Raw genomic sequence first — 24,429 nt, forward strand, 5'->3', positions numbered from 1 at the left:
ATCCACCTGAGGTACAGGACCCGGGCGCTGCTGACAGACTGAGCGCATGGAGACGACGCGGACGGAGACCACGGTCGGGATCGGGGGCGCCGCGGAGAGCACCGACATGGTGCTCAACATCGGCCCGCAGCACCCTTCGACGCACGGGGTGCTGCGGCTCCGCCTCGTCCTCGACGGGGAGCGGATCAGCCGCGCCGAGCCGGTCGTCGGCTACATGCACAGGGGGGCCGAGAAGCTCTTCGAGGCGCGGGACTACCGGCAGATCGTCGTCCTCGCCAACCGGCACGACTGGCTCTCTGCGTTCTCCAACGAACTCGGCGTCGTGCTCGGCGTGGAGCGCATGCTGGGCATGGAGGTGCCGGAGCGCGCCGTCTGGACGCGGACGCTCCTCGCCGAGCTCAACCGTGTACTGAACCACCTGATGTTCCTCGGCTCCTACCCCCTGGAACTCGGCGCGATGACGCCGATCTTCTACTCCTTCACCGAGCGCGACGTGCTCCAGCGGGTGATGGAGGAGGTCTCGGGCGGGCGGATGCACTACATGTTCAACCGCGTCGGCGGTCTCAAGGAGGACCTGCCCGCCGGGTGGCGCGACCGCGCGCGGCAGGCGGTCGCCGCCGTGCGCGCACGCCTGGGCACCTTCGACGATCTCCTCCTCGGCAACGAGATCTTCCGCGGGCGCACCCGCGGCGTCGGCGTCCTCGACCGTGGTACGGCGCACGCGTACGGCGTGAGCGGTCCGATCGCGCGCGCCTCGGGCGTCGACTTCGACCTGCGCAGGGACCAGCCCTACCTCGCCTACGGGGAGTTGCAGGACGTGCTGCGCGTGGTGGTGCGCTCCGAGGGGGACTCGCTCGCCCGCTTCGAGGTCCTCCTGGACCAGGCGCGCAACTCGCTCGACCTCGCCGACGCCTGCCTCGACCGACTGGAGCGGCTGCCGCAGGGTCCGGTCAACCAGCGGCTGCCGAAGGTGCTCAAGGCGCCCGAGGGCACGTCCTACACGTGGACGGAGAACCCGCTCGGGCTCAACGGCTACTACCTCGTCTCCAAGGGGGAGAAGACGCCGTACCGGCTGAAGCTGCGGTCCGCTTCGTTCAACAACATCCAGGCGCTGGCGGAGCTGCTGCCGGGGACCCTCGTCGCGGACATGGTGGCGATCCTCGGGTCGTTCTTCTTCGTCGTCGGCGACATCGACAAGTAGTCGGCGACATCGCCAAGCAGACGCCGGCGCGCGTCAGTTGGGGACGGCTCCGTGGAGGCCGCCGAAGCCGGGCGCGGGTGTGCTGGCGTGGCCGCCGGGGTCCTGGCGCTCGGTCCCGACCTGCTCGTCGGGGGAAGGGCGCGCTTCCTCCTGCGGCGGTCCCTCGGGCTCGGGGCGCGAGGCCGCGTCCCCCGCGCCGAAGAAGTCGAAGCGCTGCGGCTGCTCGGTGCGCGGCTCGGGCAGTGCGGGGGACGGCGGGAAGGGAGCGGCCGGTCCGAGCGCCGGCGGGGCCGCCGCACGCTCCTCGGCCTCCCTGCGCTCCTCGGCGGCCCGGGCGGCGGCGGCCTCCTCGCGGCGCCGCTCCTCGGCCTGCTCGCGCTGGTGCGCGGCGTTGCGCGCGAAGTGCCGCAGCGCCTCGGACGCTTGGAGGTAGGTGAGCGGGGTGGGGGCGCCCGAGGCGTGCCGGTGGTCCGTCGCCGCGGCGGTGAGCGCCCGCGTCGGTTCCGACGTTTCGATCTCCAGTTGGCGCCTGCCCTCCAGGGCGCTCGCGCGCTCCGACTCGGCGTGCGCGTACCGGCGCAGCAGCGCGGCGTGCTCCGAGCGGAGGTGGGCGAGCTCGGCGCGCTTGGCACGGAGCTTCTCCTCCAACCGCGTGCGCAGCTCCCCGGCTTCCTCGGCCTCGCTCTCCAGCTCGGCCTGCCGCTCCTCGGCCCGCCACTCGAGGCTCGCCTGCTTCATGCGCAGTTCGGCGACGCTGCGTCCGGCGGCCTTGTCCCAGCGCCGCAGCAGCACGCCGCCGACGACGGCCGCAGCGGCAGCGGCAGCGGTGAGCCCGCGCAGCACCACCGTCCCGGTGTCGCCGATCCCCGGCTCGCCGACGAGCCAACTGCCGCCCGCACACGCCAGCGCCGAGACGGCGACGGCCGTCGGCGTCAGGAGCCGGTGCAGGGGCGGCGAATGGCGGTGGCGTCCACGTGGCATGGCTGGAATGTACCCGGTGTCGCGCGGGCGACGACACCGGACAGCGCATCGTTACCGCGTCGCGTCGCAGGGGAGCACTGCGCGCGGGTCTGCTCAGTCGAGTCCCTGCTCCTTGAGGTAGGCGCGGGCGACGTCCTTCGGCTTCTGGCGCTCCTCGTCGACCTTGCGGTTGAGGTCGGTGAGGTCGTCGGTGGTCAGCGCCGCCGTGAGGCGGGCGAGCGCGGCGGCGGTCTTCTTGTCGCCCGCGCTCTCCGCGTTGACGACGGGGAGGACGTTGTCGGCGTGCTGGAGCTTCTTGTCGTCCTTGAGCACCACGAGGTCGAAGCGGTCGAGCGTGGCGTCGGTGGTGGTGGTGAGGACGAGCTGGTCCTCGCCGTCCTTGACGGCCTGCTTCGACTGCGCGGTCCCGACGCCCTTCGGGTCGACCTCGGTGACGTCGATGCCGTACGTCTTCTCCAGGCCGGGGCGGCAGAAGGGCCGCGTCTCGCACTCGTCGCCGGCGGCGACCTTCACTTTCTCGTCGCTTCTGCCGAGGTCGGAGAGCGTCTTGAGGTCGTGCTCCTTCGCGTACTCCTTCGAGACGGCGAAGGCGTTCTGGTCGACGGCCTTGCCGGGCGGGAGCACCTTCAGGCCGCGGGGCTCGGCGAGCTTGCGGAGCGCCGCGACGGTCTCGTCGCGGTCGCTGGAGGCGACCGGCTTCGCCTTGGGTCCGTTCTTCTTGGCGTTGAGGAACTCCGCCATCGTCGCCGCGTACTCGGGTACGACGTCGATCCTGCCCTTCTCCAGCTCGGGCGCGTAGAGCTCGCGGTTGTTGACCTTCTTGACGGTGGCGTCGTACCCGGCCGTGCCCAGCACGCCGGCGTAGAGCTGCGCGAGGATCTGCGACTCGGTGAACCCGGCCGAGCCGACGACGAGTTCGTCGCCGCCTCCCGTGTCCTCCTGCTCCTCCAGGTCCTCGCCGCCGCAGGCGCCGAGGGTGAGGACGAGGACTGCGGCGGCTCCGGCGCCCAGCGCTCTCCTCGCGGGGCGGCGGGTCCGTGCGGTGGTCTCCATCGGGATTTCCTTCGTCTCAGGGCTACTGGCGGTGCGCGGTGCGCGGTGCGCGGTCAGACGGACGCGGGCTCGGGTGACGCGGCCGGCTCCGTCCTGCGGGCGCGGTGGCGCAGTGGATCGAGGAGGCGTTCGGCCGCGGTGAGCGCGGCCTGGACGAGCAGGGCGAGGACGGCGACGAGCAGCGCGCCTGCGACGACCTGCGGGGTGTCGTAGTTGCCGAGCCCCGCGGTGATCAGCCGTCCGAGCCCGCCGCCCCCCGGCAGCGCGGCGAGCGTCGCGGTGGCGACGAGTTGGACGGCGGCCGTCTGCACGCCCGTCGCGATCAGCGGGAAGGCGAGCGGGAGTTCGACCTGACGGAGGAGCTGCCAGCCCGTCATCCCCATGCCGCGCGCCGCCTCCACCACCTCGCGGTCGGCCTCGCGCACACCGGTGTACGCGTTGGTCAGCAGCGGCGGCAGCGCGAAGAGGACGAGCGCGACGATCGTCGCCGACTCGCCCCACTGCCCCAGGGGACCCATGCTCAGCAGCACCAGCACGGCGAACGTCGGCACCGCGCGCCCCGCGCCCGCGAGGTTCACGGCGAGCGCGCCCCCGCGGCCGACGTGCCCGAGCCAGAGCGCCGGAGGCAGCGCGAGCGCGCAGGCGATCACGAGGCAGGCCCCCGTCAACCAAGCGTGTTCGCCGAGCCGTTGGAGCACCCCGCCGGCGCCCGTCCAGTGCTCGGGTGAGGTGAGCCACTGCCACACCTCGGGGACGACGTCCATGGCTCAGCCCGCCTTTCCGGCCGCCCGCCGACGGCGCGTCCAGGGCGTCAGCGCGCGCTGCAGCCAGAGGAGGAGCAGGTCGGCGGCGACGGCGAGGAGGACGCAGAGCGCGGAGGCGGTGAGCACCTGCGACTTGAAGTAGCTCTCCATGCCGTCGTAGATGAGGTTGCCGAGCCCGCCGTACCCGACGGTCGCGCCGACCGTCGCGAGCGAGACGGCGGTGACGGTCGCGATCCGCACCCCGGCGAGGAGCGCGGGGAGCGCCAGCGGCAGCTCGACCTCCCACAGCAGCCGCACGGGCCCGTACCCCATGCCGCGTGCCGCCTCGGTCGCCTCGGCGGGGACGGACTCCAGGCCCGCGAGGACGTTGCGCACCAGCACCGTCAGCGAGTAGAGCGCGAGCCCCGTGACGACGACGGCGGCCGAGAGCCCGAAGAAGGGGAGCAGCAGCGCGAACATGGCGAGCGAGGGGATCGTGTAGAGCACGGTGGTGAGTCCGAGCGCCGGCCCTTTGGCAAGGCGCCACCGACGCGCGGCGAGCGCGAGCGGCACGGCGAGGAGCAGCGCGAGGCCGACGGCGGCCGCGGTGATCCAGACGTGCTCGGCCGTGGCGGCTGCGAGTTCGCCGCCACGCGTGCGGACGTACTCGCCGCAGAACCACGCGTTGGTGGCGAGGCAGTCCGCCGTCTCTCCGGCCGAGGTCAGGGCCGGTCCGGTCTCGGTCAGCACGCCGTCACCTCCCGCTCGGCGTCCCAGGGACCCTACCCGCGATCCGGTAATGCGTGCGATTCTTCGGCGGCTTCGGGGAGACTTGTGGTGGCGGTGCACACGCCGCAGCAACCGGCAGCCACGAGGACGCAGATGATCCGCTTCGACAACGTCACCAAGCGCTACCCGGACGGGACGCTCGCCGTGGAGGACCTCTCCTTCGAGGTGGCCCAGGGCGAGTTGGTCACGCTCGTCGGGCCCTCGGGGTGCGGGAAGACGACGACCCTGAAGATGGTGAACCGCCTGGAGGAGCCCACCGCGGGGCGCATCCTCGTCGACGGCGAGGACATCGCGGCCGTCGAGCCCGTGCGCCTGCGGCTGCGGATCGGGTACGTCATCCAGCAGGCCGGGCTCTTCCCGCACCGCACGGTCCTGGAGAACACCGCGACCGTCCCGCACCTGCTCGGCTGGCCGAAGAAGCGGCAGCGCGAGCGCGCCCGCGAACTCCTCGACCTGGTGGGTCTCGACCCGGCGGAGTACGGCGACCGCTATCCCGACCAGCTCAGCGGCGGGCAGCGGCAGCGGGTCGGGGTCGCGCGGGCGCTCGCTGCCGACCCGCCCGTGCTCCTCATGGACGAGCCCTTCGGCGCCGTCGACCCGGTGGTGCGCGAGCGGCTCCAGGAGGAGTTCCTCCGGCTGCACTCGACGCTCGACAAGACGGTGCTCTTCGTCACGCACGACATCGAGGAGGCGGTGCGCCTCGGCGCCCGGATGGCCGTCTTCGGCGACCACCGGATCGAGCAACTCGACACGCCGGCAAAGGTGTTGGGCGCACCGGCCAACGACCGGGTGGCCGACTTCGTCGGCGCCGACCGCGGGCTGAAGCGGCTCTCCGTCACCCCCGTCGAGCGCAGCGACCTGGAGCGGCCGCCCGTCGTCCACCTCCAGGACCGTCTCGACAAGGCCGACGAGCGGATGCGTACCGCCGCCGCGCGCTGGGCCGTCGTCCTCGACGACGCCGACGAGCTCCACGGCTGGGTCTCGGCGCCCGCCGTAGGCGCGGCGTGCGAGGCAGGCGGCGGCGACCTCGGCACGGTGCGCGAGCACGCACGGCGCATGGAGGCGTGGCTCCGCCTCGGCTCCCCGCTCAAGCACGCGTTCAGCACCATGCTCCAGTACGACGCGGGCTGGGTGGCCGTCCTCGACGACGCCGACCGCTTTGCGGGCGTCCTCACCCCCGCCGGGCTCCACGAGGCGCTGCGCCGCTCCGTCGACGCCGACGAACGGCAGGTCCCGCGTACCGAGGCGGCGGTCGAAGGGGTGCCGGACGCCTGACTCAGGCGAGCGGGTCGTGCGTCTCCACGGGACAGACGAGCCAGCCGAAGTCGCCGAGCCCGCCCTGCTCCGTGAGCTCGGCCGCCTCTCCCGCCGCGGCCAACTCCCTCACGTAGCGCGCCGGGTCGTCCGCGGCGAGCGAGAGCGGCGGGCGGGTGCCGCGGACGCCGAGCGTGTGCAGCGCCTCGCGCTGGCTGCGCAGCAGTGCGGGCCCGCGTACGGCGGCGGCGCAGGCGTCGAGCGCGACGTGCGCCGTCAGGTCGCAGGTGCCGTCGGCGACGGGCCGTACCTCGCGGCCGTCGCGGAAGCCGGCGAGCGTCGCGAACGGCGGCCGGTCGGCGCGCTCGTGGCCGTAGTCGACGGCGACGGCGACGCCGGCGGCGAGCGTCTCGACGGCCGTGGCCCAGGCGGCGTCGCGCGGCGCCCCGATCTCGGCCCGGGTGCCCGGCTCCGGCTCCGGCGGCCACCAGCGCGCCAGCCATGCGGCGTCGTCGGCGTCGAGCGGGCTGCCGAGGCGCTCGGCGCCCGAGCGGTCGGTGAGGACGTAGCGGAGGGTGCCCTCGGCGTCGACTTCCGCCACGTCGAGCGGCACGTTGTCGAGCCACTCGTTGGCGAAGAGCAGCCCCCGCACGGTGCGGTGCCCGGGCAGCGCCCCCGCCCACTCGATCCGTGCGTCGAGCCCGGCCGGGCGCTCGGCGCGCTCCACCGCGACGGGACGCAGCCGCTTCGCCAACTCCTCGGGGACGGCGGCGAGTACGCCGGTGAGGAGCTCGCCGCGGCCGGCTCCCATGTCCACGCACTCCAACCCGTCGGGGCGTCCCAGGGCTTCGTCGACGCGGCGCAGCAACTCCGCGACGGCACGGGAGAAGAGCGGCGACGCATGCACGGAGGTGCGGAAGTGGTCGCCCGGCGCCTGCCCCGTGTAGAAGCCGCCAGGGCCGTAGAGCGCCTCGCCGGCGGCGTCGCGCCAGCCTCTGAACTCGGTGTGCACGCGCACACGCTAGCCGGAGGCAGCCTCCACCTTGGGGAGTAGGGACAGGGCTGCGGATCGGCCGTCGGGCTGACCCGGTCGGCGTCCCCGGCTCCATACGCTGGATACCGTGAGCCGCATCTACGACTTCCTCCGCAGACACCCCATGTGGGTGGACGGCTTCTGGGCGCTTCTTCTGCTGGGGATCTCGGCGCTCTACCTCTTCGCGGGGCAGGCGGTTCAGGGGGAGACGGAACTGCCCTCGGGGCTCGTGGACGGCCTCGCGTTCGTGCCGATCGCCGTCGCGCTCTCCGTCGTCGTGGCGTTCCGGAGGAAGCTGCCCGAACAGATGCTGCTCCTCGCGACGGGTGCCGGAGTGGCGCAGCTCGTCGCCGACGTGACGGTCTACCCGGGCGACTTCGCGCTGCTGGTGATCATCTTCACCGTCGCCTCGCGCGGGGCGCGGTGGGCGTCCTGGTTCGCGCTCGCGGGTGCCGTCGCCGCGCCCTCGCTCTCCGCGGTGCGGTGGCCGACGGAGGGGCAGGACCCTTCGAACGCGGCCGTGGGAACGATCTTCCTGACGGTCACCTTCGTCCTCGCCTGGGTGCTCGGCGACTCCCTGCGCACCAGACGTGCGTACTACGCGGAGCTGGAGGAGCGCGCCACCCGCCTGGAGCGGGAGCGGGAGGCCCGCGCCAAGGTCGCCGTCGCCGCCGAACGTGCGCGGATAGCACGGGAGTTGCACGACGTCGTGGCGCACAACGTCTCCGTGATGGTGGTGCAGGCCGACGGCGCGGCGTACGTCCTCGACAGCGCGCCCGAGCAGACGCGGGACGCGCTGGAGACGATCTCCGGCACCGGCCGCCAGGCGCTCGCCGAGATGCGCCGCCTCCTCGGCGTCCTCCGCACGGGACAGGGCCAGGACGGCGACACGGCGGCGGCCTACGTGCCGCAGCCCGGCGTCGAGCAGCTCGCCGAACTCGTCGAGCAGGTGCGGAGCGCGGGGCTCACCGTCGACTTCCGTATCGAGGGCGCCCCCCGGGCGCTGCCGAGCGGCGTCGAGCTCACCGCGTACCGCGTCGTCCAGGAGGCGCTCACCAACAGCCGGAAGCACGGCGGGGACCAGGTGGGTGCGAAGGTACTCCTGAAGTACGGGGAGCGGGAGCTGACGCTGCTCGCCGAGGACGACGGCAGCGGCGAGGGCCGCCGGCTCCACGAAGGCGGCGGCGCCGACGGGCTCGGCCACGGGCTCATCGGGATGCGCGAGCGCGTCGACATGGTCGGCGGCAGCCTCCAGGCGGGGCCGCGTCCGGGGGGCGGATTCCGGATAAGCGCCGTACTGCCACTCCCCGAAGCCGCGGAAGCGGCGCCGGCCCAACGACGGAGGAACCGATGACGATCCGAACGATGCTCGTCGACGACCAGATGCTGCTGCGCGCAGGATTCCGGATGGTGCTGGCGGCGCAGCCCGACATGGAAGTGACCGCGGAGGCGGGCGATGGCGGCGAGGCGCTGGAGCTGCTCCGCTCGACGGCGGTCGACGTCGTCCTCATGGACGTCCGCATGCCGGGGATCGACGGAGTGGAGGCGACGCGGCGGATCTGCGAGGGCGGCGAAGGCGGCCCCGGCGACCCGAAGGTCCTCATCCTCACCACCTTCGACCTGGACGAGTACGCCTTCTCCGCGCTGAAGTCCGGCGCCGCGGGCTTCATGCTGAAGGACGTCCCGCCGACCGACCTCCTCCAGGCGATCCGCGCCGTCCACAGCGGCGACGCCGTCGTCGCACCCAGCACCACGCGGCGGCTGATAGACCGCTTCTCCGAGGTGCTCCCCGCCGCCAAAGCCGAGCCGGAGACGGGTGCCCTCGCCAGGCTCACCGAGCGTGAGCGCGAGGTGCTCGGGCTCGTCGCACGCGGGATGTCGAACGGGGAGATCGCGAACCGCCTCGTGCTCTCGGAGGCGACGGTGAAGACGCACGTCGGCCGCATCCTCACCAAGCTCGACCTGCGCGACCGCGTCCAGGCGGTGGTCCTCGCGTACGAGCTCGGCGTGGTACGGGCCTCGGGGTCCTGAGGCACCGGTCAGCGCAGCACCGTCTCCAGGAAGTCGCCGCCGAGCCGCGCCACCACCGGGATGTCCAACTGGTACTTGACGTACCGGCCCTGCCGCTCGACGGTCACGAGGCCGGCCTTGCGGAGCACCGCCAGGTGCCGGGAGACCTCGGGAGCGCTGAGCGCGTACACCTCGGCGAGCTCGCCCGTCGTGTGCGGGGAGCGCGAGAGGCTGCGGCACATGCGCATCCGGACGGGGTGCGCCAGCGCCTCCATGCGCAGCGCGAACTGCTCGACGGAGGCGGGCGTCTGCTGCCGGGGCTGCGGTGGCGCCACCGGGTAGTGGACGACGGGGCGCCAGCGGGGCCGGTGGAGCACCATCAGGTGGGGCCAGTTGAAGGTGGTCGGCACGAAGGTGAGGCCGGTGCCGCGGGTGTCGGTCTCAGCCTCGGCGAGCTTGTCGACCTCCAGGCGGGTGCCGGTCTCGTCGAGGGAGAGCGCGGGGGAGACGTCGGCGAGGGCCGCGCGCATGCCGTGGTGGAGGAGGAGGTCCCGCTTGCGGCGCGCGTCGGCGGTGAGGCGGGGGCCGACCTGGGTCCAGATGTCGGCGAAGAACGCCTCGTCGCACTCCTCGAAGAGGCGGCGCATCCAGCGCCGCATGCGCGGCGGGTCGTCGATCAGCCGCCTGGTGAAGTCGAGTTGCTCCCGGCCGCGCGCGGCGGCGAGAGCCAGCGCCTGCTCGCGGAGGTGCTCGTCGTGGAGCGGGGAGCGCGGGCTGGGGCTGTCGTACTCGGAGAGGCAGGTGAACTCCAGCGCGACGGTGACGTACTCCTCGTCGTCGAGCTTGTCGAGCAGGTCGAGGTCCTCGGCGAGCGTCTCGCCGGGGCGGCCCTCGGCCTCCGGCCGGGCGGCGAAGCTCAGCAGCAGGTCGGAGAAGGTGGCGCCCCAGAGCAGCTCCGTGCAGCAGAGGCGGTCGGCGAGGTCGGCAGTGGTACGCGCCGAGATGTCCGCCGCCCAGGAGCCGGCGCCCGGGTGGTGCGCCGGCGCCGCCAACGTGTGCAGCACCGTGCCGAGTTCGGCGAGCGGGGAGGGGCGGAAGACGGTCCGCTCCGGGCTCAGGTCGGTGAGGTGCACGGTGACGCTCATCCCGCCATGATGCGCGGGGTGCGGCTGCTGCGGCACGTCGTTTGACCGCGGGCGTCAATCGGCGCCGGCTCCGCGGGCCGATTGACGGCGCCGGCGAATCCGCGTGCCCCGGGGCCGTGCACGGCGGCACCTTCGACGGCATGACAGTCACCCAGCAGTACGCGATCGACCTGTACCGACTCGGCCGCACCGCGCCGCCCGCGCCCGGCACCGTCGAGGCCCGCCGGCTGGGCGCGCGGTGGCGCCGTCGGCGTGCCGCCGCGCGGTCCCGGGCGGGGAGGCGCCCGGCCGGTTAGCGGCCTCAGCGGAGAGGATCGAAGTGCCGCAGCAGCGCGGGGGTTTCGCCGCCCGCGAGCGACTCGGCGAGCAGCCTCCCCGTGAGCGGCCCGAGGACGACGCCCCACATGCCGTGGCCGCCCGCGATCCGTACGCGCGGCGAGTTGGAAGCCCCGACGAGCGGCAGCCCGTCCGCCGTGCACGGGCGGGAGCCCACCCACTCCTCGCGGCGGGCGCCCCAGTCGACGCCGGTGAACATCGGACGGGCCGACTCGACCACCGTGCGCACCCGCCGCGGGTCCGGCGCCGCGTCCGCAGCGCGGAACTCCATCATCCCCGTCACCCGGAACCGGTCGCCGAGCGGATTGCAGGAGATGCGCTGCTCCGGCAGGTAGACGGGCCGGGTCGGCATCGGCTCCGGGCGGACGCTGAAGCTGTAGCCGCGGCCCGGCTGCACGAGGCGCCGCACCCCGAAGGGACGCGCGAGGGCGTTGAGCCAGGCGCCGTTGGCGAGGACGGCGGCGTCCGCCTCGATCCCGTCGCCTTCGCGTGTGGTGAGCACGACGCCGGGCGCTCCCCGGTCGTGGACCCGCGCCACCTCGAAGCCGGAGCGCACCTCGCCTCCCCGCGCGGTGACGGCGGCGGCGAGCGCGGCGACGAACTCGGGCGGGTCGACGAAGCGTTGGCCGTGCACGCGCACCCCGCTGCGCGCCTCGGCGCTGAGGATCGGCACCAGGGAGCGGAGCTCGTCGCCGTCGACGAGGTCGTAGGAGAGCCGCGCCCCCGTGGCGGCCGCCCGCTCGAACTCGGCGAGCAGGTGCCGACGTCCGGCCTCGCCCGTGCAGGCGGCGAGGAACGGCTCGGCCTTCTTGACCGGTGCGGCGACCCCGCCGTCGACGAGCCGGTCGTAAGCGTCGAGGCTGACGCGGTTGACCTCGTTGAAGACGGCCATGGCGCGGCGCCACCGCCCGGGCGTGCAGCGGGACGCGAACGCGCCGAGGAACCGCCAGAGCCGGCGGTCCCCCGGCAGCGGCACGGAGACGGGTGAGGAGCGGTCGAGGAACGCGCGCACGCCGTACCGCAGCACGCCCGGCTCGGGGAGCGGCATGGTGAAGGCGGGCGTCAGCAGCCCCGCGTTGCCCCAGGAGGCCCCGGCGGCAGGGCCCGTGCGGTCCACGACGGTCACTCCGATCCCGTGCTCCTGGAGGAACCAGGCGGTGGAGAGCCCCACCATCCCGGCCCCGACGACGGCGACGTGCGCGGGCGCCGAACCGTGCATTCGGCCACCTCCTTCTCCTCGGGGGCGCGCAGTGCACGCGCCGGGTTCACTCCAGGGGCCTGCGCGCCGTCTCGGGCGAGGCGAGCACCGCGGGCAGCGAGACGAGCGCGACCGCGACGAGGTAGAGCGCGGGCACCGAGAGGTTGCCCGTGCGCTCCACCGCGAACGTCATCAGCAGCGGCGCGGTGCCGCCGAAGAGCGCGAAGGAGAGGTTGTACCCGACGGCCACGCCCGTCCCGCGTACCCGTGCGGGGAAGAGCGCGGGCAGCATCGCGGTCGTCGTGCCGAGCACCGGGGCGTGGCAGGCGGTCAGAAGCAGCAGGCCGAGCAGCACGGGCGGCCACGACCCCTGCCGGAGCAGCAGGAAAGCGGGCAGCGCCAGCACGACGTAGCCGACGGCCGCGCCCACCAGCATGGTGCGGCGCCCCACCCGGTCCGACAGCGCACCGGCGAAGGGGATCGCGGCGGTGAGCAGGAGACCGGCGACGAAGACGAGCGCCTGCGCGGTGGCCGCCGCCATCCCCAACTCCTCGGTGAGGTGGCTCGGCAGGTATGTGAGGAGCACATAGGTGCCGACGCTGGAGAAGACGACGACGCCGCCGCAGAGCACCACCCTCTTCCGGTGCGCGGTGACCACCTCGCGCACGGGGGCGCCCGGTTCGCCGCCGCGCTCGGCGAGGGCACGGAAGCTGGGGGTGTCGGTCAGCCGCAGCCTCAGGTAGAGCCCGATCGTCCCGAGCGGCAGCGCGAGCAGGAACGGGACGCGCCAGCCCCACGCCTCCATCGCCGCGTCCGGGAGCGCGTACGTCAGCAGCGTCGTCAGCCCCGAGGCGAGGAGGAAGCCGCCGATCGCGCCGCACTCCAGCCAGCTCGCCCAGAAGCCGCGCCTCCTGTCCGGCGCGTACTCGACGACGAACGTGGACGCCCCGCCGTACTCGCCGCCGACGGCGAATCCCTGCACCAGCCGCGCCAGTACAAGGCAGACGGGCGCGAGCGCGCCGGCGGTCGCGTACCCGGGAAGGAGGCCGATCGCGGCGGTGGAGGCGGCCATGGTGAGGATCGTGAAAGAGAGCGTCCGCTTGCGTCCGATGCGGTCGTTGAGCGGGCCGAGGACGAACGCGCCGAGCGGGCGGACGGCGAAGGCGACGGCGAAGGTCGCGAAGGAGGCGAGCAGGGGCAGCCCGTCGACGGAGGAGGGGAAGAAGACCTCGCCGAGGACGACGGCGAGGTAGCCGTAGACGGCGTAGTCGTACCACTCCGTGGCGTTGCCGATCATCGCGGCCGTCACGGCACGGCGCTGCGTGCGCGCTCCGGCCGGCTCCGTCTCGAGCGCCTCGCCCACGGTGCGGCTCCTCTCGCTGCGGTCGGACGGCGCCGGCGCTAGGGGAGCAGCACCGGCTCGGCGGGGCCGCGGGTGAGCACGCGGGCGCCGCCCTCCGCCACGACGAAGGTCTGGCTCAGCCCGACGCCGCCGCTGCCGAACGAGCGGAAGGAGCCCGGCATGTGGAAGACCATCCCGGCGCGCAGCGGCTCGTGGTTGCCGGGGACGAGGTGGAAGGGGACACCGTCCATCCAGTGCGGCTTGTGCGCGAGGCCGACCGGGTAGCCGAAGAGCCCGTGGAAGACGACGTCCGAGGGGAGCCGGCCAAGCGCGCGCCACGCGGCGTCGGCGACCTCGGCGCCCGTGACGCCGGGTGCGGCGGTCTCCAGCACGGCCGCGAGGGCGGTCTGCGCGAGCTCCGTGAGCCGCCGGGACGCCGGCGTCGGCTCGCCCCTGAAGACGGTGCGCATCACCGGTGCGTGGTAGCGGCGGTGCGTCCCTGCGAACTCCAGGAACGTCGGCCCCGCGCCCAACGGGCGGTCGACCCAACTGGAGTGCGGGATGCCGCCGCGCTCGCCGGTCGCCACGACGGGGCCCCACGCCGAGGGGGAGTCGGCGTGCCGGTAGAGCGCGGCGGCGATCGCGGCGGCGACGGAGGAGTCGGTCGCCTCCGGTTCGGCGGCGGCGGCGAACCCGGCCTCCGCGCCCGCTTCCGTCACGGCGGCCGCCTGCTCGACGCAGCCGAGCTCCGCTTCCGACAGCACGAGCCGCACCCGCTCGACGAGGTGGTCGGGGTGGGCGACGTCGAGCCCGCGGTCCCGCAGCAGCGTGACGGCGTGCGGCGGGGTGGAGGAGTGCGCGGTCTCGACGCCGACGCGGGCACCGTGCGGCAGCACCGCGGCGGCGTCGCCGAGGAAGGCGTCGAGTCCGCTCAGCGCGTCCGCGTACCCGCAGAAGCGGACGCGGTCGGCGCGCGCGCTCGCCAGCGCGCGGCCGACCTCCAGGTCCGGGACGTAGAGAACCGTCTCCTCCGCCGTCACCAGCAGCGGTTGGGGCGCCGTCTCCGCCGTGTGGTAGCCGCACAGGTACTCGACGCTGGACGGGCGGAAGACGACGAGCCCGTCGAGCCGCTCCTCCGCCATCCGGCCCCGCACCTCGGCGAGGCGCGCCTCGAACTCGGCGTCGTCGAAGGGCGGTTGCTCGGCCGCGCGTACGGCGGCCGCGCGCTCGGCGGTGAGCCAGGGCGGGTCCTGTGCGTCCCCGAGGCCGGCGACGACGGGCCGCCGGTGCCGCTGCGGTGTGCTGCCCATGCGATCCCCTCTCCACCGAGGCCCGTGCAGGGCCTGCCCGCAGTCTGTGCGGCCCCGACCGTGCACGTCTATTGCACGCTCCTACACGGTTTCCTTTAGCGTCGGTTGATGGAGCTCTCCCTCAACAGGCTGCGGACGCTGCACGAGTTCGCACGCTGCGGCACGGTGACGCGGGCCGCCGCCGTCCTGCACTACACGCCGTCGGCCGTCTCGCAGCAACTCGCGGCCCTGGAGCGGGAGGTGGGCCTGCAACTGCTCGAACAGGTGGGCAGACGCGTGCGGTTGACCGATGCGGGGCGGCTGCTCGCCGGCCACGCGGCGGAGGTCCTCGCGGCTGAGGAGCGCGCCCGTATCGCGCTGGAGGCGGCCCAGGAGACGCTCACGGCCGAGCTCACCGTGGGCGTGATGGCGACCCTCGCGGGCACCCTGGTGCCGCCCGTACTCACCGCGCTCGCCGCGCGCCACCCCGGCGTACGCGTCACGACCCGCGAGATGGTCCCCGAGCGCACCCAGGACGCGGTCCGCGACGGCGACCTCGACCTCGCCTTCGCACTCGACTACCCGCCGGCCCCCGCCCACTGGGACGCGGCGTTGGAGGCCACGGAGGTCGGCGTGGAGCGCCTCCACCTCGTCGCGCCCGCGGGGCGCTTCACCGCGGGCCCGGGCCAACGCACCGTGGACCTGGCGGAGTTGGCGGAGTCGCCCTGGGTGGCCTCCGGCGTCGACACCGAGTTCGGCCGTGCGCTGCGCGCCGTGTGCCGTTCCGCCGGCTTCACGCCGCACCTCGCGCACCAGGTGGACGAGCAGGCGACGGCCATGGCCATGGTCGCCGCCGGGCTCGGCGTCACCCTCGCCGCCGACCTTGTACTCCCGCTCCGTCCGGTCGGCGTCGACGTCGTACCGCTCCGCCCGCCTTTCACCCGCCGCGTCGTGCTCCTGCGGCGCACGGCGACGCGTGCACGCCCCTCGGAAGAGGCTTTCCTCCAGGCCGCGTTGGAGACGGCCGCGGCCTTCGGCCTCACCGACGAACCCGCCCCACCAGCGGCGACGCAAGCGCCTCCCGGCTGAGCAGAGCGCTGGTCCGGCGTCACGGCCCTCTCCCGCTGCCGCGCCAGGCATTAGCATGGCCGAGGAACGTCCGGTACCCGGCCCCAGGGACCGGAACGCAGACGGAAGGCCCCCGGTGAACCCTGCCGAGCACACCCCGCACCCCCCGGAACCCGCGGCCTCGCCCCGCGCACAGGACAGACCCGCCCGCCTGTCGGTCGGCGTCGTCGGCGCGGGACGGGTCGGGCCCGTCCTCGCCGCCGCCCTGGCGATGGCCGGGCACCGCACCGCCGCCGCCTCGGGCGTCTCCGAGGCGTCCCGCAGGCGTGCGGCCGAGCACCTCCCGGACGTACCGCTCGTCGAGCCCGCCGAAGTGCTCGCGCGCTCCGAACTCGTCCTGCTCACCGTCCCCGACGACGCCCTCCCCGGCCTCGTCGCCGGCCTCGCGGAGACCGGCGCCGTCCGTCCAGGACAGCTCCTGGTGCACACCTCGGGCCGGTACGGCACCGCGGTGCTCGACCCGGCCACCCGCGCCGGTGGCCTGCCGCTCGCGCTCCACCCCGCGATGACCTTCACGGGGACCGCCGTCGACGTACACCGCCTCGCCGGCTGTTCGTTCGGCGTGACGGCGCCCGAGGAGCTCAGGCTCGCGGCCGAGGCCCTGGTGATCGAGATGGGCGGGGAGCCCGAGTGGATCGAGGAGGCGTCGCGCCCGCTGTACCACGCGGCGCTCGCCGTGGGCGCCAACCATCTCGTCACGCTCGTCGCCGAGTCGATGGACCTGCTGCGCTCCGCCGGAGTGCAGGCGCCCGAGCGCATGCTGGGGCCGCTCCTCTCCGCCGCGCTCGACAACTCGCTCCGCTCCGGAGACGCGGCGCTGACCGGGCCCGTCGCCAGGGGCGACGCGGGCACCGTCTCGGCGCACGTCGCAGAGCTGCGCAAGCACGCGCCGCAGAGCGTCTCCGGCTACCTCGCCATGGCCCGCGCCACGGCGGACCGTGCTCTCGCCCACGGGCTGCTGAAGCCGGAGCTAGCCGAGGATCTCCTCGACGTCCTCTCCGGACCCGCCGACAGCCGCTCGCGCCGAGCGAAAGGCGGCCCCCAACGCCCCGAGGACGACGACGAGTCGGGAGACGACCGATGAGCAGCACACCCCGGTTGGTCGGCACCGCGGACGAGCTGCGCGCCGATACCGGCGCCCAACGCCCCGAGCGCGCCGTCGTGATGACGATGGGCGCGCTCCACGAGGGCCACGCGGCGCTGATCCGTGCCGCGAGGGAACGCGTCGGCCTGCACGGGCGCGTGGTCGTGACCGTCTTCGTCAACCCGCTCCAGTTCGGCCCGGGCGAGGACCTCGACCGCTACCCGCGCACGCTCGAAGCCGATTTGCGGCTCGCGGCCGAGCACGGAGCCGACACCGTCTTCGCCCCCTCGGCCGACGAGGTCTACCCGAGCGGGACCCCGGAGGTCGGGCTCTCGGCCGGAGCGATGGGCGAGCGCCTCGAAGGCGCCTCCCGCCCCGGCCACTTCGACGGGATGCTCACCGTCGTCGCGAAGATGCTCCACCTCACCGCCCCCGACCTCGCCTTCTTCGGCGAGAAGGACGCGCAGCAGCTCGCCCTCGTGCAGCGCATGGTCGCCGACCTCAACTTCCCCGTGCGGATCGTCGGCGTCCCCACGGTGCGCGAGCCCGACGGCCTCGCGCTCTCCAGCCGCAACCGCTACCTCTCGCCCGCCGAGCGCCGCTCGGCGCTCGCCCTCTCGCGCGCACTCGACGCGGGCACCGCGGCGGTGGCGAAGGGACCCGACGCCGTGCGCGCGGCGGCCCGCGCGGTCCTCGCCGCCGCCGCACCCGAGGTCGCGACGGACTACCTCGCGCTCGTCGACCCCGCCGACTTCACCGACGCGGAAGGCGGCCACCGCGGCGAGGCGGTGCTCGCCGTCGCCGCACGCGTCGGCACGACCCGCCTCATCGACAACGTCCGCCTCCACCTCGGCGACGCGGCGGGCGGCCCCCGGTGACCGCAGGCGCTCCGCCGCTCGCAGCCCCGGCGCCGGGCTGGACGGTGGAGGCCGACGTGGTCGTCGTCGGCTCGGGCGTCGCCGGTCTCACGGCGGCGCTCCACTGCGCCGACGCCGGCCTGCGCACCGTCGTCGTCACCAAGGCGAGGCTCGACGACGGCTCGACGCGCTGGGCGCAGGGCGGCATCGCAGCCGCGCTCGGCGAGGGCGACACCCCCGAGGAGCACCTGGAGGACACGCTCGTCGCCGGAGCCGGGCTCTGCGCCGAGGAGGCGGCCCGCGTCCTCGTCACCGAAGGCCCGGACGCCGTACGCCGGTTGATCGCGGCGGGCGCCCGCTTCGACGCCGAGCACGGCGCCCTCGCGCTCACCCGCGAGGGCGGCCACCACAGGCGCCGCATCGCGCACGCCGGAGGCGACGCCACGGGCGCGGAGATCTCCCGCGCCCTGGTCGCCGCCGTCCGCTCGCGCGCGGGGCTGCGCACCGTCGAGGGCGCCCTCGTTCTCGACCTCCTCAAGGACGCCGAGGGCCGTGCCGCAGGCGTCACGCTCCACGTCATGGGGGAGGGCGAGCACGACGGCGTCGGCGCGGTGCGGGCGCCGGCCGTGGTCCTCGCCACCGGCGGCATGGGCCAGGTCTTCGCGGCGACGACCAACCCGCCCGTCTCGACGGGCGACGGCGTCGCGCTGGCGCTCCGCGCCGGAGCCGAGGTCTCCGACCTGGAGTTCGTCCAGTTCCACCCGACCGTCCTCTACCTCGGCCCCGATGCCGAGGGACAGCAGCCGCTCATCTCCGAGGCGGTGCGCGGCGAGGGCGCGCACCTCGTCGACGCCGGCGGCGCCAGGTTCATGGCGGGGGAGCATCCGCTCGCCGAACTCGCCCCCAGGGACGTCGTCGCGAAGGCGATCACCCGCACCGCAGCCGCCCACGGCACCGACCACATGTTCCTCGACGGCCGCCACTTCGGCGCCGCGATGTGGCACAACCGCTTCCCCACGATCCTCGCCGCCTGCCGCGCCCACGGCCTCGACCCCGTCACCGAGCCGATCCCGGTGGCGCCCGCCGCGCACTACGCGAGCGGCGGCGTCCGCACCGACCTCCACGGCCGCACCACCGTCCCCGGCCTCTACGCCTGCGGCGAGGCCGCGTGCACAGGCGTGCACGGCGCCAACCGCCTCGCCTCCAACTCCCTGTTGGAGGGCCTCGTCTTCGCCGAACGCATCGCGGCCGAGGTCGCCGCCGACGCCCGCACCCGGACCGCGGCCGAGCAGCTCCCCGCGCCCCGCGCCGTCGAGCACACCCGGCTGCTGCCGCCCGAGTCCCGCGGCGTCGTGCAGCGCCTCATGACGCGCGGCGCCGGCGTCCTGCGCTCGGCGCCGGGGCTCGCGGCAGCGGCGGCGGAGCTCGCCGGGCTCCGCGAGGCGCCCGAGGCGTCGAAGGCCCCGGTCCCGTCGGTCGAGAGCTGGGAGGCGACCAACCTCCACCTGGTGGCGACGGCCCTCGTCGCTGCGGCGGGCGCCCGCGAGGAGACCCGCGGCTGCCACTGGCGCGAGGACCGCCCCGACGCGGACCCGGCCTGGCGCCGCCACCTGGTCGTCTCGCTGGAGACCCCGCCCCCCGCCGCAACGCGCGCCGGGCGCAGTAGGGTCGAGGCGCCCGAGAGCCGCCCGGAGTTGCGGACCACCGAGTCGACGGCCTTCCCGGGCACCGTCCAGGAGCCGCCCGCGAGCAGCCGCGGACCGCGCAGAACGACCGAGGAGAGACCGTGACCAGCCCCACCCAGGACTCCTCCCAGGAGCGCCGTCCCGAGCCCGTCGACGTCCCGCTCCTCCAGATCGGCGGCCCGGCGGCGGGCGCCGAAGGCTGCGGCGACTCCTGCGGCTGCGGCGGCCACGAGGGCACGGGCCTCGACCCGATCGACTGCGGCCTCGACCCCGACCTCGCCGAACTCCTCGCCGCGGCGGGCCTCGACCCCGTCCAGGTCGAGGACGTCGCGCACCTCGCGATCGAGGAGGACCTCGACAACGGCGTCGACGTCACCACCGTCGCCACCGTCCCCGAGGACGCCGTCGCCCTCGCGGACTTCACCGCCCGCGAGGCCGGCACCGTCGCGGGGCTGCGGGTCGCGGAGGCGGTCCTCTCGGTCGTGTGCACCGACGAGTTCGAGGTCGAGCGGCACGTCGAGGACGGCGCCCGCGTCGAGCAGGGCCAGCCGCTGCTCACCGTCCGCACCCGCACCCGCGACCTCCTCACGGGGGAGCGGAGCGCCCTCAATCTCCTCTGCCGCCTCTCCGGCATCGCGACGGCGACCCGGGCCTGGTCCGACGCGCTGGAGGGCACGCGCACCAAGGTCCGCGACAGCCGCAAGACGACGCCGGGCCTGCGCGCACTGGAGAAGTACGCGGTGCGCTGCGGCGGCGGAGAGAACCACCGGATGTCGCTCTCGGACGCGGCGCTCGTCAAGGACAACCACGTCGTGGCAGCGGGCGGTGTCGCCGAGGCGTTCGCACGGGTGCGCACCGAGTTCCCCGGCGTCCCCATCGAGGTGGAGGTCGACGAACTCGCCCAACTGGAGCCGGTGTTGGCGGCCGGCGCCGACCTGGTGCTGCTCGACAACTTCACACCGGCCGAGACGGCGGAGGCCGTCCGCCTCGTCGCGGGCCGCTGCCGCCTGGAGTCCTCCGGCCGCCTCACCCTCGCGGGCGCCGCCGAGTACGCGGCCGCGGGCGTGGACTACCTCGCCGTGGGCGCCCTCACCCACTCGTCGCCGATCCTCGACATCGGCCTCGACCTGCGCCCCGAGGGCGCGTCCGCCGAAGACGACTGACGGAGCGACGAAAACCGCATGCTGCTCACCATCGACGTTGGCAACACTCACACCGTCCTCGGCCTCTTCGACGGCGAGGAGATCGTCGAGCACTGGCGCATCTCGACCGACCCGCGCCGCACCGCCGACGAGTTGGCCGTCCTGCTCCAGGGGCTCATGGCCATGCACCCGCTGCTCGGCGAGGAGCTCGGCGACAACATCGAGGGCATCGCGATCTGCTCGACGGTCCCCGCCGTCCTCCACGAGCTGCGCGAGGTCACCAGGCGCTACTACGGCGACATCCCCGCGATCCTCGTCGAGCCGGGCGTGAAGACGGGCGTCCCGATCCTCATGGACAACCCGAAGGAGGTCGGCGCCGACCGGATCATCAACGCGCTGGCGGCCGTCGAGCTCTACCGCGGCCCGTGCGTCGTCGTGGACTTCGGCACGGCGACCACCTTCGACGCCGTCTCCGCGCGAGGCGAGTACGTGGGTGGCGTGATCGCCCCCGGCATCGAGATCTCGGTCGACGCACTCGGCGTCCGCGGCGCGCAGCTCCGCAAGATCGAACTCGCCCGCCCCCGCGCCGTGATCGGCAAGAACACCGTCGAGGCGATGCAGTCCGGCATCCTCTACGGCTTCGCGGGCCAGGTCGACGGCGTCGTCAACCGGATGGCGGCGGAGCTCGCCGACGACCCGGACGACGTCACGGTGATCGCAACCGGTGGCCTCAGCCCCATGGTCCTCGGCGAGGCGACCGTGATCGACGAGCACGAGCCCTGGCTGACGCTGATCGGCCTGCGGCTCGTCTACGAGCGGAACGTCTCCCGCGTCTGACCCGCGCCGACCCGACCCCGCGGGCCCGAACTCGGCCGCCCGCGGGGAGGTCCGGGCTGCCCGCAGCGCCGATCGCCACGCCCGAAAGCGACTTTAAGTCCCTTTTTTCGCTTCTGGATTTATCGTCTGGCCATGCCCACGCCCTACGGTTCCCGCGGCGGCATGGCGTTCAGCGCAGAGGAACTGCGTGTACTGCGGAGCGCCCTCGCCCTCGCCCTGAAGGCCGACCCAGGCGCCGCCGACGCGCACGGCTGCGTGCGGCTCGCCGACGCCGTCGAGGAGGCCGTCAGCGAGTCCCGGCGGCTGCGCTCCTTCCTCCTCGCCGACCTCGCCCGCTACCGCGAGGCGCTCCCCGGGGCCGCCGCCGGCTACCTCGCCGAACTCGAAGAGGCCCTCACCGCCGGCTACCTCCCGCGCCCCGACGACCTCGCGGCGCTGCGCTCCCTCTGCACCGAGGCGGCAGGGCCGCAGGAGCGCGCCCGCCGCGAGGCGCTCCTCCTCCGCTGCGAGCGCATCGCCGATCTCGCCGTCCGCACCCGGCTCCCCTCGCTGCCCAGGGGGCGCAACGCGCCGGCGCCCGAGACGCCGCGCATCCCCGCCCCCGCCCGCCCGGCGCCCGAGCCCCACGCTCTCCCCGCCGACGCCCCGCAGCCCCAACTCGCCCCCGCCGAGCCCGTCGCCCCACCGGATACCCCTGCCCCCGACGGCCCGGTGCTGGACGCGGCGCCCGAGGAGAACGGCGACGAGGAGGCGCCCCCGGACGAGGACGCCCCGCCCGGGCGCCCGTCCGCGGAGCCCGAGCCGCAGCACGCGCCCGGCCGGGAGGAGCCCGAGCCGCCGTCCGCACACCCGGCCCACCCCGTGCCCACCCCGGCCGAGGTCTTCCCTCCGCGCCGCCCCGGCTCCCCGGCGCAGGCCCACCCGACCCCGGCCGTGACGGCCTGACCCGGCCCCCTTCCGGCGTCCGGGGCGTACGGAAGGGGGCCAGGCGCCCCGCGCTAGGGTGGTGCCCCGACCGTCTAGGAGGCCCGGAGCCATGGACTACATCGCCGCACTCACACCGCCGTTCGTGATGGCGGTCGCCTTCACCGCTCTCATCGTGACGATCGTGAAGAGCCAGGGCGGAGCCAACAAGGCGAAGGAGGACGGCGCGGTCGACGCCGCCCTCGCCCGCGCCGAGGCCGTGCAGCAGTCGCAGTCCGGGGGTCCGGCGCAGCAGCGCTGACCTGCCTCCGCCCGGACGGAGGCAGGTTACGCGCCCGGATGCCGGCCGGAAACCCCCCGTATCCGGACATCTCCCACTACCATTCACACGTGCCTCGGCCACTGGGAGAGTTGGAAGACGCCGTCATGACGCGGGTCTGGCGGTGGAATCGTCCCGTCACGGTCCGGGAAGTCCTCGAGGACCTCGAATCGGAACGCACCATCGCCTACACGACGGTGATGACCGTAATGGACAACCTGCATCAGAAGGGCTGGGTCCGTCGGCACCAGCAAGGCCGTGCCTATAGGTACGAACCCATCTCCACGCGTGCCGCCTACTCGGCCGCGCTGATGAAGGAGGCGTGGTCAGCGAGCGACAACCCGGCGGCCGCTCTCGTCGACTTCTTCGGCATGATGTCGCCGGAACAGGTCGGAGTACTCAGGGACGCACTCCGTGTCGTCCAGTTGAACGGCGTGCGCGTAGACGAACCGAGAGAGGACCCGTCTTCCGCCGAACCCGCGGAACGGCCTTCCCGCACCCAACTTCCTTCCGAAGGCAGCGAGTCGGATCTGCCGGAGACCGGCACTTCTCGGAGTTCGCCAGCACCTCGGAGCTCGGAACCCCCGGCTTCGGGTACCGGGGGTTCCGAGCGATAGCGTCCGTTGCATGTCCGTAGCCGATCCGCATAGCGAAACCACCGTGCGCAGGGCGCGGACCGCCGATGTCCCCGCGATGCGCGACCTCATCGACGCGTACTCCCGCGATCGCATCCTGCTCGGGAAACAGTGGGTCACGCTTTACGAGGACATCCAGGAGTTCTGGGTGGCCGAGCGCGACCACGACGGCAGGATCGTGGGGTGCGGCGCCCTCCACGTCATGTGGGAGGACCTCGCCGAGGTCAGAACGCTCGCGGTCGCCCGCGACCAGCGCGGCACGGGTATCGGGCACCAGGTGCTCGACAAGCTCGTCACGACCGCGCGCTGGATCGGCGTGCGGCGTATTTTCTGCCTCACCTTCGAAGTCGACTTCTTCGCCCGGCACGGCTTCGCCGAGATCGGCGAGACGCCCGTTGACGGCGATGTCTACAGCGAGCTGCTCCGTTCCTATGACGAGGGAGTGGCGGAGTTCCTGGATCTCGAACGGGTGAAGCCGAACACCCTGGGCAACAGTCGCATGCTGCTGTATCTGTGAACCGTCGGGACTTCTCTCCCACGCCGAACACGGCCGCGCGAAGGCGGCGTTCGGGGTTCACGCGCGAACAACACGCAACCCCTTTGCCGCCGCCTCTCGCGACGTGAACCCGTGAGCGGCTCTCCGGGACTTCGGGATGTGTGCCGAACCGTCGTCACGCCGGTGAAGGCGGCGTCGCTATGTCCGAAAGGTCCGTCAATCATGAGCGGGGCGGCAGCAAACTCGGCCCGGGGTTTGTGTTTTACCGGGAAAAGCGGTTTGCTTTCGTCGTCAGTATCAGTATTCAGTTATCGACGAATGGGAGTAACCGGTGGCGCAGAAGGTCCAGGTACTTCTTCTCGACGACCTCGAGGGTGGAGAGGCCGACGAGACAGTGACGTTTGCACTCGACGGCAAGTCCTACGAGATCGACCTCACGTCGGCGAACGCGGAGAAGCTGCGCGGTCTGCTCGAGCCGTACGTCAAGAGCGGACGCCGCACCGGCGGGCGATCGGCGCGCGGCAAGGGCCGCTCGTCGGGCGGCAGCTCCCCGGACACCGCGAAGATCCGCGCGTGGGCCAAGGAGCAGGGGTACGAGGTCAATGACCGCGGTCGGGTGCCGGCAGGCATCCGCGAGGCATACGAGAAGGCCACGAGCTGAACAGCGGAGCGGCCGGCAGCCCCGGCCGTGACGAGCCGGGCGCGCACGACGCGTCGCCGCCCGGCGGCCGCACCGGGCCGACTCCGGCGCCCGTCCGCGGCGCCGGCGTGTAAGCCGGGCCGAAAGCGGCTCCCTCGGGGCCCGTGCCGGGCGGGCGGCTCACCGGGACCACGCCCGGGTGTGCCGCCGGCCGGCCCCCGCCTCACTCTGCGCGACGGCGCCACGGCCCGTGCAGTCGGCTTCAGCGCCGAGCACCGGTTCCGGAGCGTGACGCCCACCAGCGCGCG

25 protein-coding genes are annotated in these 24,429 nt (G+C 74.0%); 16 read left to right on the forward strand and 9 right to left on the reverse strand.

Annotated features, from left to right (window positions below):
- The first annotated feature begins 46 nt into the window (after positions 1 to 46).
- Complete coding sequence (locus tag F603_RS0128145) at positions 47 to 1,201, forward strand: NADH-quinone oxidoreductase subunit D (protein ID WP_016910295.1); 1,155 nt, start codon at positions 47 to 49, stop codon at positions 1,199 to 1,201.
- Positions 1,202 to 1,234: 33 nt separating this feature from the next.
- Here the strand turns inward: F603_RS0128145 and F603_RS33125 are convergent, their stop codons facing one another.
- The 4 genes from F603_RS33125 to F603_RS0128165 all read right to left on the reverse strand — a co-directional run bounded on the left by F603_RS33125 (position 1,235) and on the right by F603_RS0128165 (position 4,728).
- Positions 1,235 to 2,182, reverse strand: a complete 948-nt coding sequence (locus tag F603_RS33125) for a hypothetical protein (RefSeq protein WP_051096412.1) — start codon at positions 2,180 to 2,182, stop codon at positions 1,235 to 1,237.
- A 93-nt stretch (positions 2,183 to 2,275) separates the two neighbouring features.
- Positions 2,276 to 3,235, reverse strand: a complete 960-nt coding sequence (locus F603_RS0128155) for an ABC transporter substrate-binding protein (RefSeq protein WP_019549271.1) — start codon at positions 3,233 to 3,235, stop codon at positions 2,276 to 2,278.
- A gap of 53 nt (positions 3,236 to 3,288) precedes the next feature.
- Positions 3,289 to 3,999 carry an ABC transporter permease gene (locus F603_RS0128160; RefSeq protein ID WP_019549272.1) on the reverse strand — a complete coding sequence of 237 codons (711 nt, stop codon included), beginning with the start codon at positions 3,997 to 3,999 and terminating at the stop codon, positions 3,289 to 3,291.
- A gap of 3 nt (positions 4,000 to 4,002) precedes the next feature.
- Positions 4,003 to 4,728, reverse strand: a complete 726-nt coding sequence (locus tag F603_RS0128165) for an ABC transporter permease (RefSeq protein WP_019549273.1) — start codon at positions 4,726 to 4,728, stop codon at positions 4,003 to 4,005.
- Between the two features lie 132 nt (positions 4,729 to 4,860).
- Between F603_RS0128165 and F603_RS0128170 the strand changes: the two genes are divergently transcribed.
- Positions 4,861 to 6,042 (forward strand): ABC transporter ATP-binding protein, encoded by a 1,182-nt coding sequence (locus tag F603_RS0128170; RefSeq protein WP_026328785.1) that lies wholly within the window; start codon positions 4,861 to 4,863, stop codon positions 6,040 to 6,042.
- A gap of 1 nt (position 6,043) precedes the next feature.
- Here the strand turns inward: F603_RS0128170 and F603_RS0128175 are convergent, their stop codons facing one another.
- On the reverse strand, positions 6,044 to 7,039 hold the full coding sequence (locus tag F603_RS0128175; protein ID WP_019549275.1) for an SAM-dependent methyltransferase: 996 nt from the start codon (positions 7,037 to 7,039) through the stop codon (positions 6,044 to 6,046).
- 103 nt (positions 7,040 to 7,142) lie between these two features.
- Here F603_RS0128175 and F603_RS0128180 point away from each other — a divergent pair, with 103 nt between their 5' ends.
- Both F603_RS0128180 and F603_RS0128185 read left to right on the forward strand, forming a co-directional pair.
- On the forward strand, positions 7,143 to 8,408 hold the full coding sequence (locus F603_RS0128180; RefSeq protein ID WP_019549276.1) for a sensor histidine kinase: 1,266 nt from the start codon (positions 7,143 to 7,145) through the stop codon (positions 8,406 to 8,408).
- Positions 8,405 to 9,085 (forward strand): response regulator, encoded by a 681-nt coding sequence (locus F603_RS0128185; protein WP_019549277.1) that lies wholly within the window; start codon positions 8,405 to 8,407, stop codon positions 9,083 to 9,085. The genes F603_RS0128180 and F603_RS0128185 overlap by 4 nt, the downstream gene beginning before the upstream one ends.
- A gap of 8 nt (positions 9,086 to 9,093) precedes the next feature.
- On the opposite strand, the gene F603_RS0128190 is transcribed toward F603_RS0128185, so the two are convergent.
- The gene (locus F603_RS0128190) at positions 9,094 to 10,209 is read right to left on the reverse strand and encodes a DUF5937 family protein (protein WP_019549278.1); all 1,116 of its coding nucleotides are present in this window, start codon (positions 10,207 to 10,209) and stop codon (positions 9,094 to 9,096) included.
- Between the two features lie 140 nt (positions 10,210 to 10,349).
- Between F603_RS0128190 and F603_RS33130 the strand changes: the two genes are divergently transcribed.
- A complete protein-coding gene (locus F603_RS33130) occupies positions 10,350 to 10,505 on the forward strand; it encodes a hypothetical protein (RefSeq protein WP_158678703.1) in 156 nt (51 codons plus the stop codon).
- Positions 10,506 to 10,510: 5 nt separating this feature from the next.
- Here the strand turns inward: F603_RS33130 and F603_RS0128200 are convergent, their stop codons facing one another.
- Genes F603_RS0128200 through F603_RS0128210 form a run of 3 tightly spaced genes read right to left on the reverse strand, consistent with a single transcriptional unit; the run spans position 10,511 to position 14,395 of the window.
- Positions 10,511 to 11,764, reverse strand: a complete 1,254-nt coding sequence (locus F603_RS0128200) for an NAD(P)/FAD-dependent oxidoreductase (protein ID WP_019549280.1) — start codon at positions 11,762 to 11,764, stop codon at positions 10,511 to 10,513.
- 46 nt (positions 11,765 to 11,810) lie between these two features.
- The gene (locus F603_RS0128205) at positions 11,811 to 13,106 is read right to left on the reverse strand and encodes an MFS transporter (protein WP_019549281.1); all 1,296 of its coding nucleotides are present in this window, start codon (positions 13,104 to 13,106) and stop codon (positions 11,811 to 11,813) included.
- Between the two features lie 38 nt (positions 13,107 to 13,144).
- A complete protein-coding gene (locus F603_RS0128210) occupies positions 13,145 to 14,395 on the reverse strand; it encodes a M24 family metallopeptidase (protein WP_019549282.1) in 1,251 nt (416 codons plus the stop codon).
- Between the two features lie 108 nt (positions 14,396 to 14,503).
- Between F603_RS0128210 and F603_RS0128215 the strand changes: the two genes are divergently transcribed.
- From F603_RS0128215 to F603_RS0128265, 11 genes are all read left to right on the forward strand, one after another.
- A complete protein-coding gene (locus F603_RS0128215; RefSeq protein WP_019549283.1) occupies positions 14,504 to 15,463 on the forward strand; it encodes a LysR family transcriptional regulator in 960 nt (319 codons plus the stop codon).
- Positions 15,464 to 15,578: 115 nt separating this feature from the next.
- The gene (locus F603_RS0128220; protein ID WP_019549284.1) at positions 15,579 to 16,586 is read left to right on the forward strand and encodes a Rossmann-like and DUF2520 domain-containing protein; all 1,008 of its coding nucleotides are present in this window, start codon (positions 15,579 to 15,581) and stop codon (positions 16,584 to 16,586) included.
- Positions 16,583 to 17,464: a pantoate--beta-alanine ligase gene (panC, locus tag F603_RS0128225; protein WP_019549285.1), complete on the forward strand. Its 882-nt coding sequence runs from the start codon at positions 16,583 to 16,585 to the stop codon at positions 17,462 to 17,464. Before F603_RS0128220 ends, panC begins: the two co-directional genes overlap by 4 nt.
- Positions 17,461 to 19,233: an L-aspartate oxidase gene (locus F603_RS0128230; protein WP_026328786.1), complete on the forward strand. Its 1,773-nt coding sequence runs from the start codon at positions 17,461 to 17,463 to the stop codon at positions 19,231 to 19,233. The genes panC and F603_RS0128230 overlap by 4 nt, the downstream gene beginning before the upstream one ends.
- On the forward strand, positions 19,230 to 20,291 hold the full coding sequence (gene nadC, locus F603_RS0128235; protein ID WP_019549287.1) for a carboxylating nicotinate-nucleotide diphosphorylase: 1,062 nt from the start codon (positions 19,230 to 19,232) through the stop codon (positions 20,289 to 20,291). Before F603_RS0128230 ends, nadC begins: the two co-directional genes overlap by 4 nt.
- An 18-nt stretch (positions 20,292 to 20,309) precedes the next feature.
- Positions 20,310 to 21,107 carry a type III pantothenate kinase gene (locus F603_RS0128240; RefSeq protein ID WP_019549288.1) on the forward strand — a complete coding sequence of 266 codons (798 nt, stop codon included), beginning with the start codon at positions 20,310 to 20,312 and terminating at the stop codon, positions 21,105 to 21,107.
- A 132-nt stretch (positions 21,108 to 21,239) separates the two neighbouring features.
- Positions 21,240 to 22,052, forward strand: a complete 813-nt coding sequence (locus F603_RS0128245; protein WP_019549289.1) for a hypothetical protein — start codon at positions 21,240 to 21,242, stop codon at positions 22,050 to 22,052.
- 91 nt (positions 22,053 to 22,143) lie between these two features.
- Entirely contained in the window at positions 22,144 to 22,332 is a 189-nt protein-coding gene (locus tag F603_RS0128250; protein WP_019549290.1) for a hypothetical protein, read from the forward strand.
- Between the two features lie 125 nt (positions 22,333 to 22,457).
- Positions 22,458 to 22,967 carry a BlaI/MecI/CopY family transcriptional regulator gene (locus F603_RS0128255; protein WP_019549291.1) on the forward strand — a complete coding sequence of 170 codons (510 nt, stop codon included), beginning with the start codon at positions 22,458 to 22,460 and terminating at the stop codon, positions 22,965 to 22,967.
- A 10-nt stretch (positions 22,968 to 22,977) separates the two neighbouring features.
- Positions 22,978 to 23,502, forward strand: a complete 525-nt coding sequence (locus F603_RS0128260; protein WP_037957265.1) for an amino-acid N-acetyltransferase — start codon at positions 22,978 to 22,980, stop codon at positions 23,500 to 23,502.
- A 310-nt stretch (positions 23,503 to 23,812) separates the two neighbouring features.
- On the forward strand, positions 23,813 to 24,142 hold the full coding sequence (locus tag F603_RS0128265) for a histone-like nucleoid-structuring protein Lsr2 (protein ID WP_019549293.1): 330 nt from the start codon (positions 23,813 to 23,815) through the stop codon (positions 24,140 to 24,142).
- Positions 24,143 to 24,429: the final 287 nt, after the last annotated feature.

The organism is Streptomyces sulphureus DSM 40104 (assembly GCF_000381025.1).
GTDB classification, from domain to species: Bacteria; Actinomycetota; Actinomycetes; order Streptomycetales; family Streptomycetaceae; genus Streptomyces; species Streptomyces sulphureus.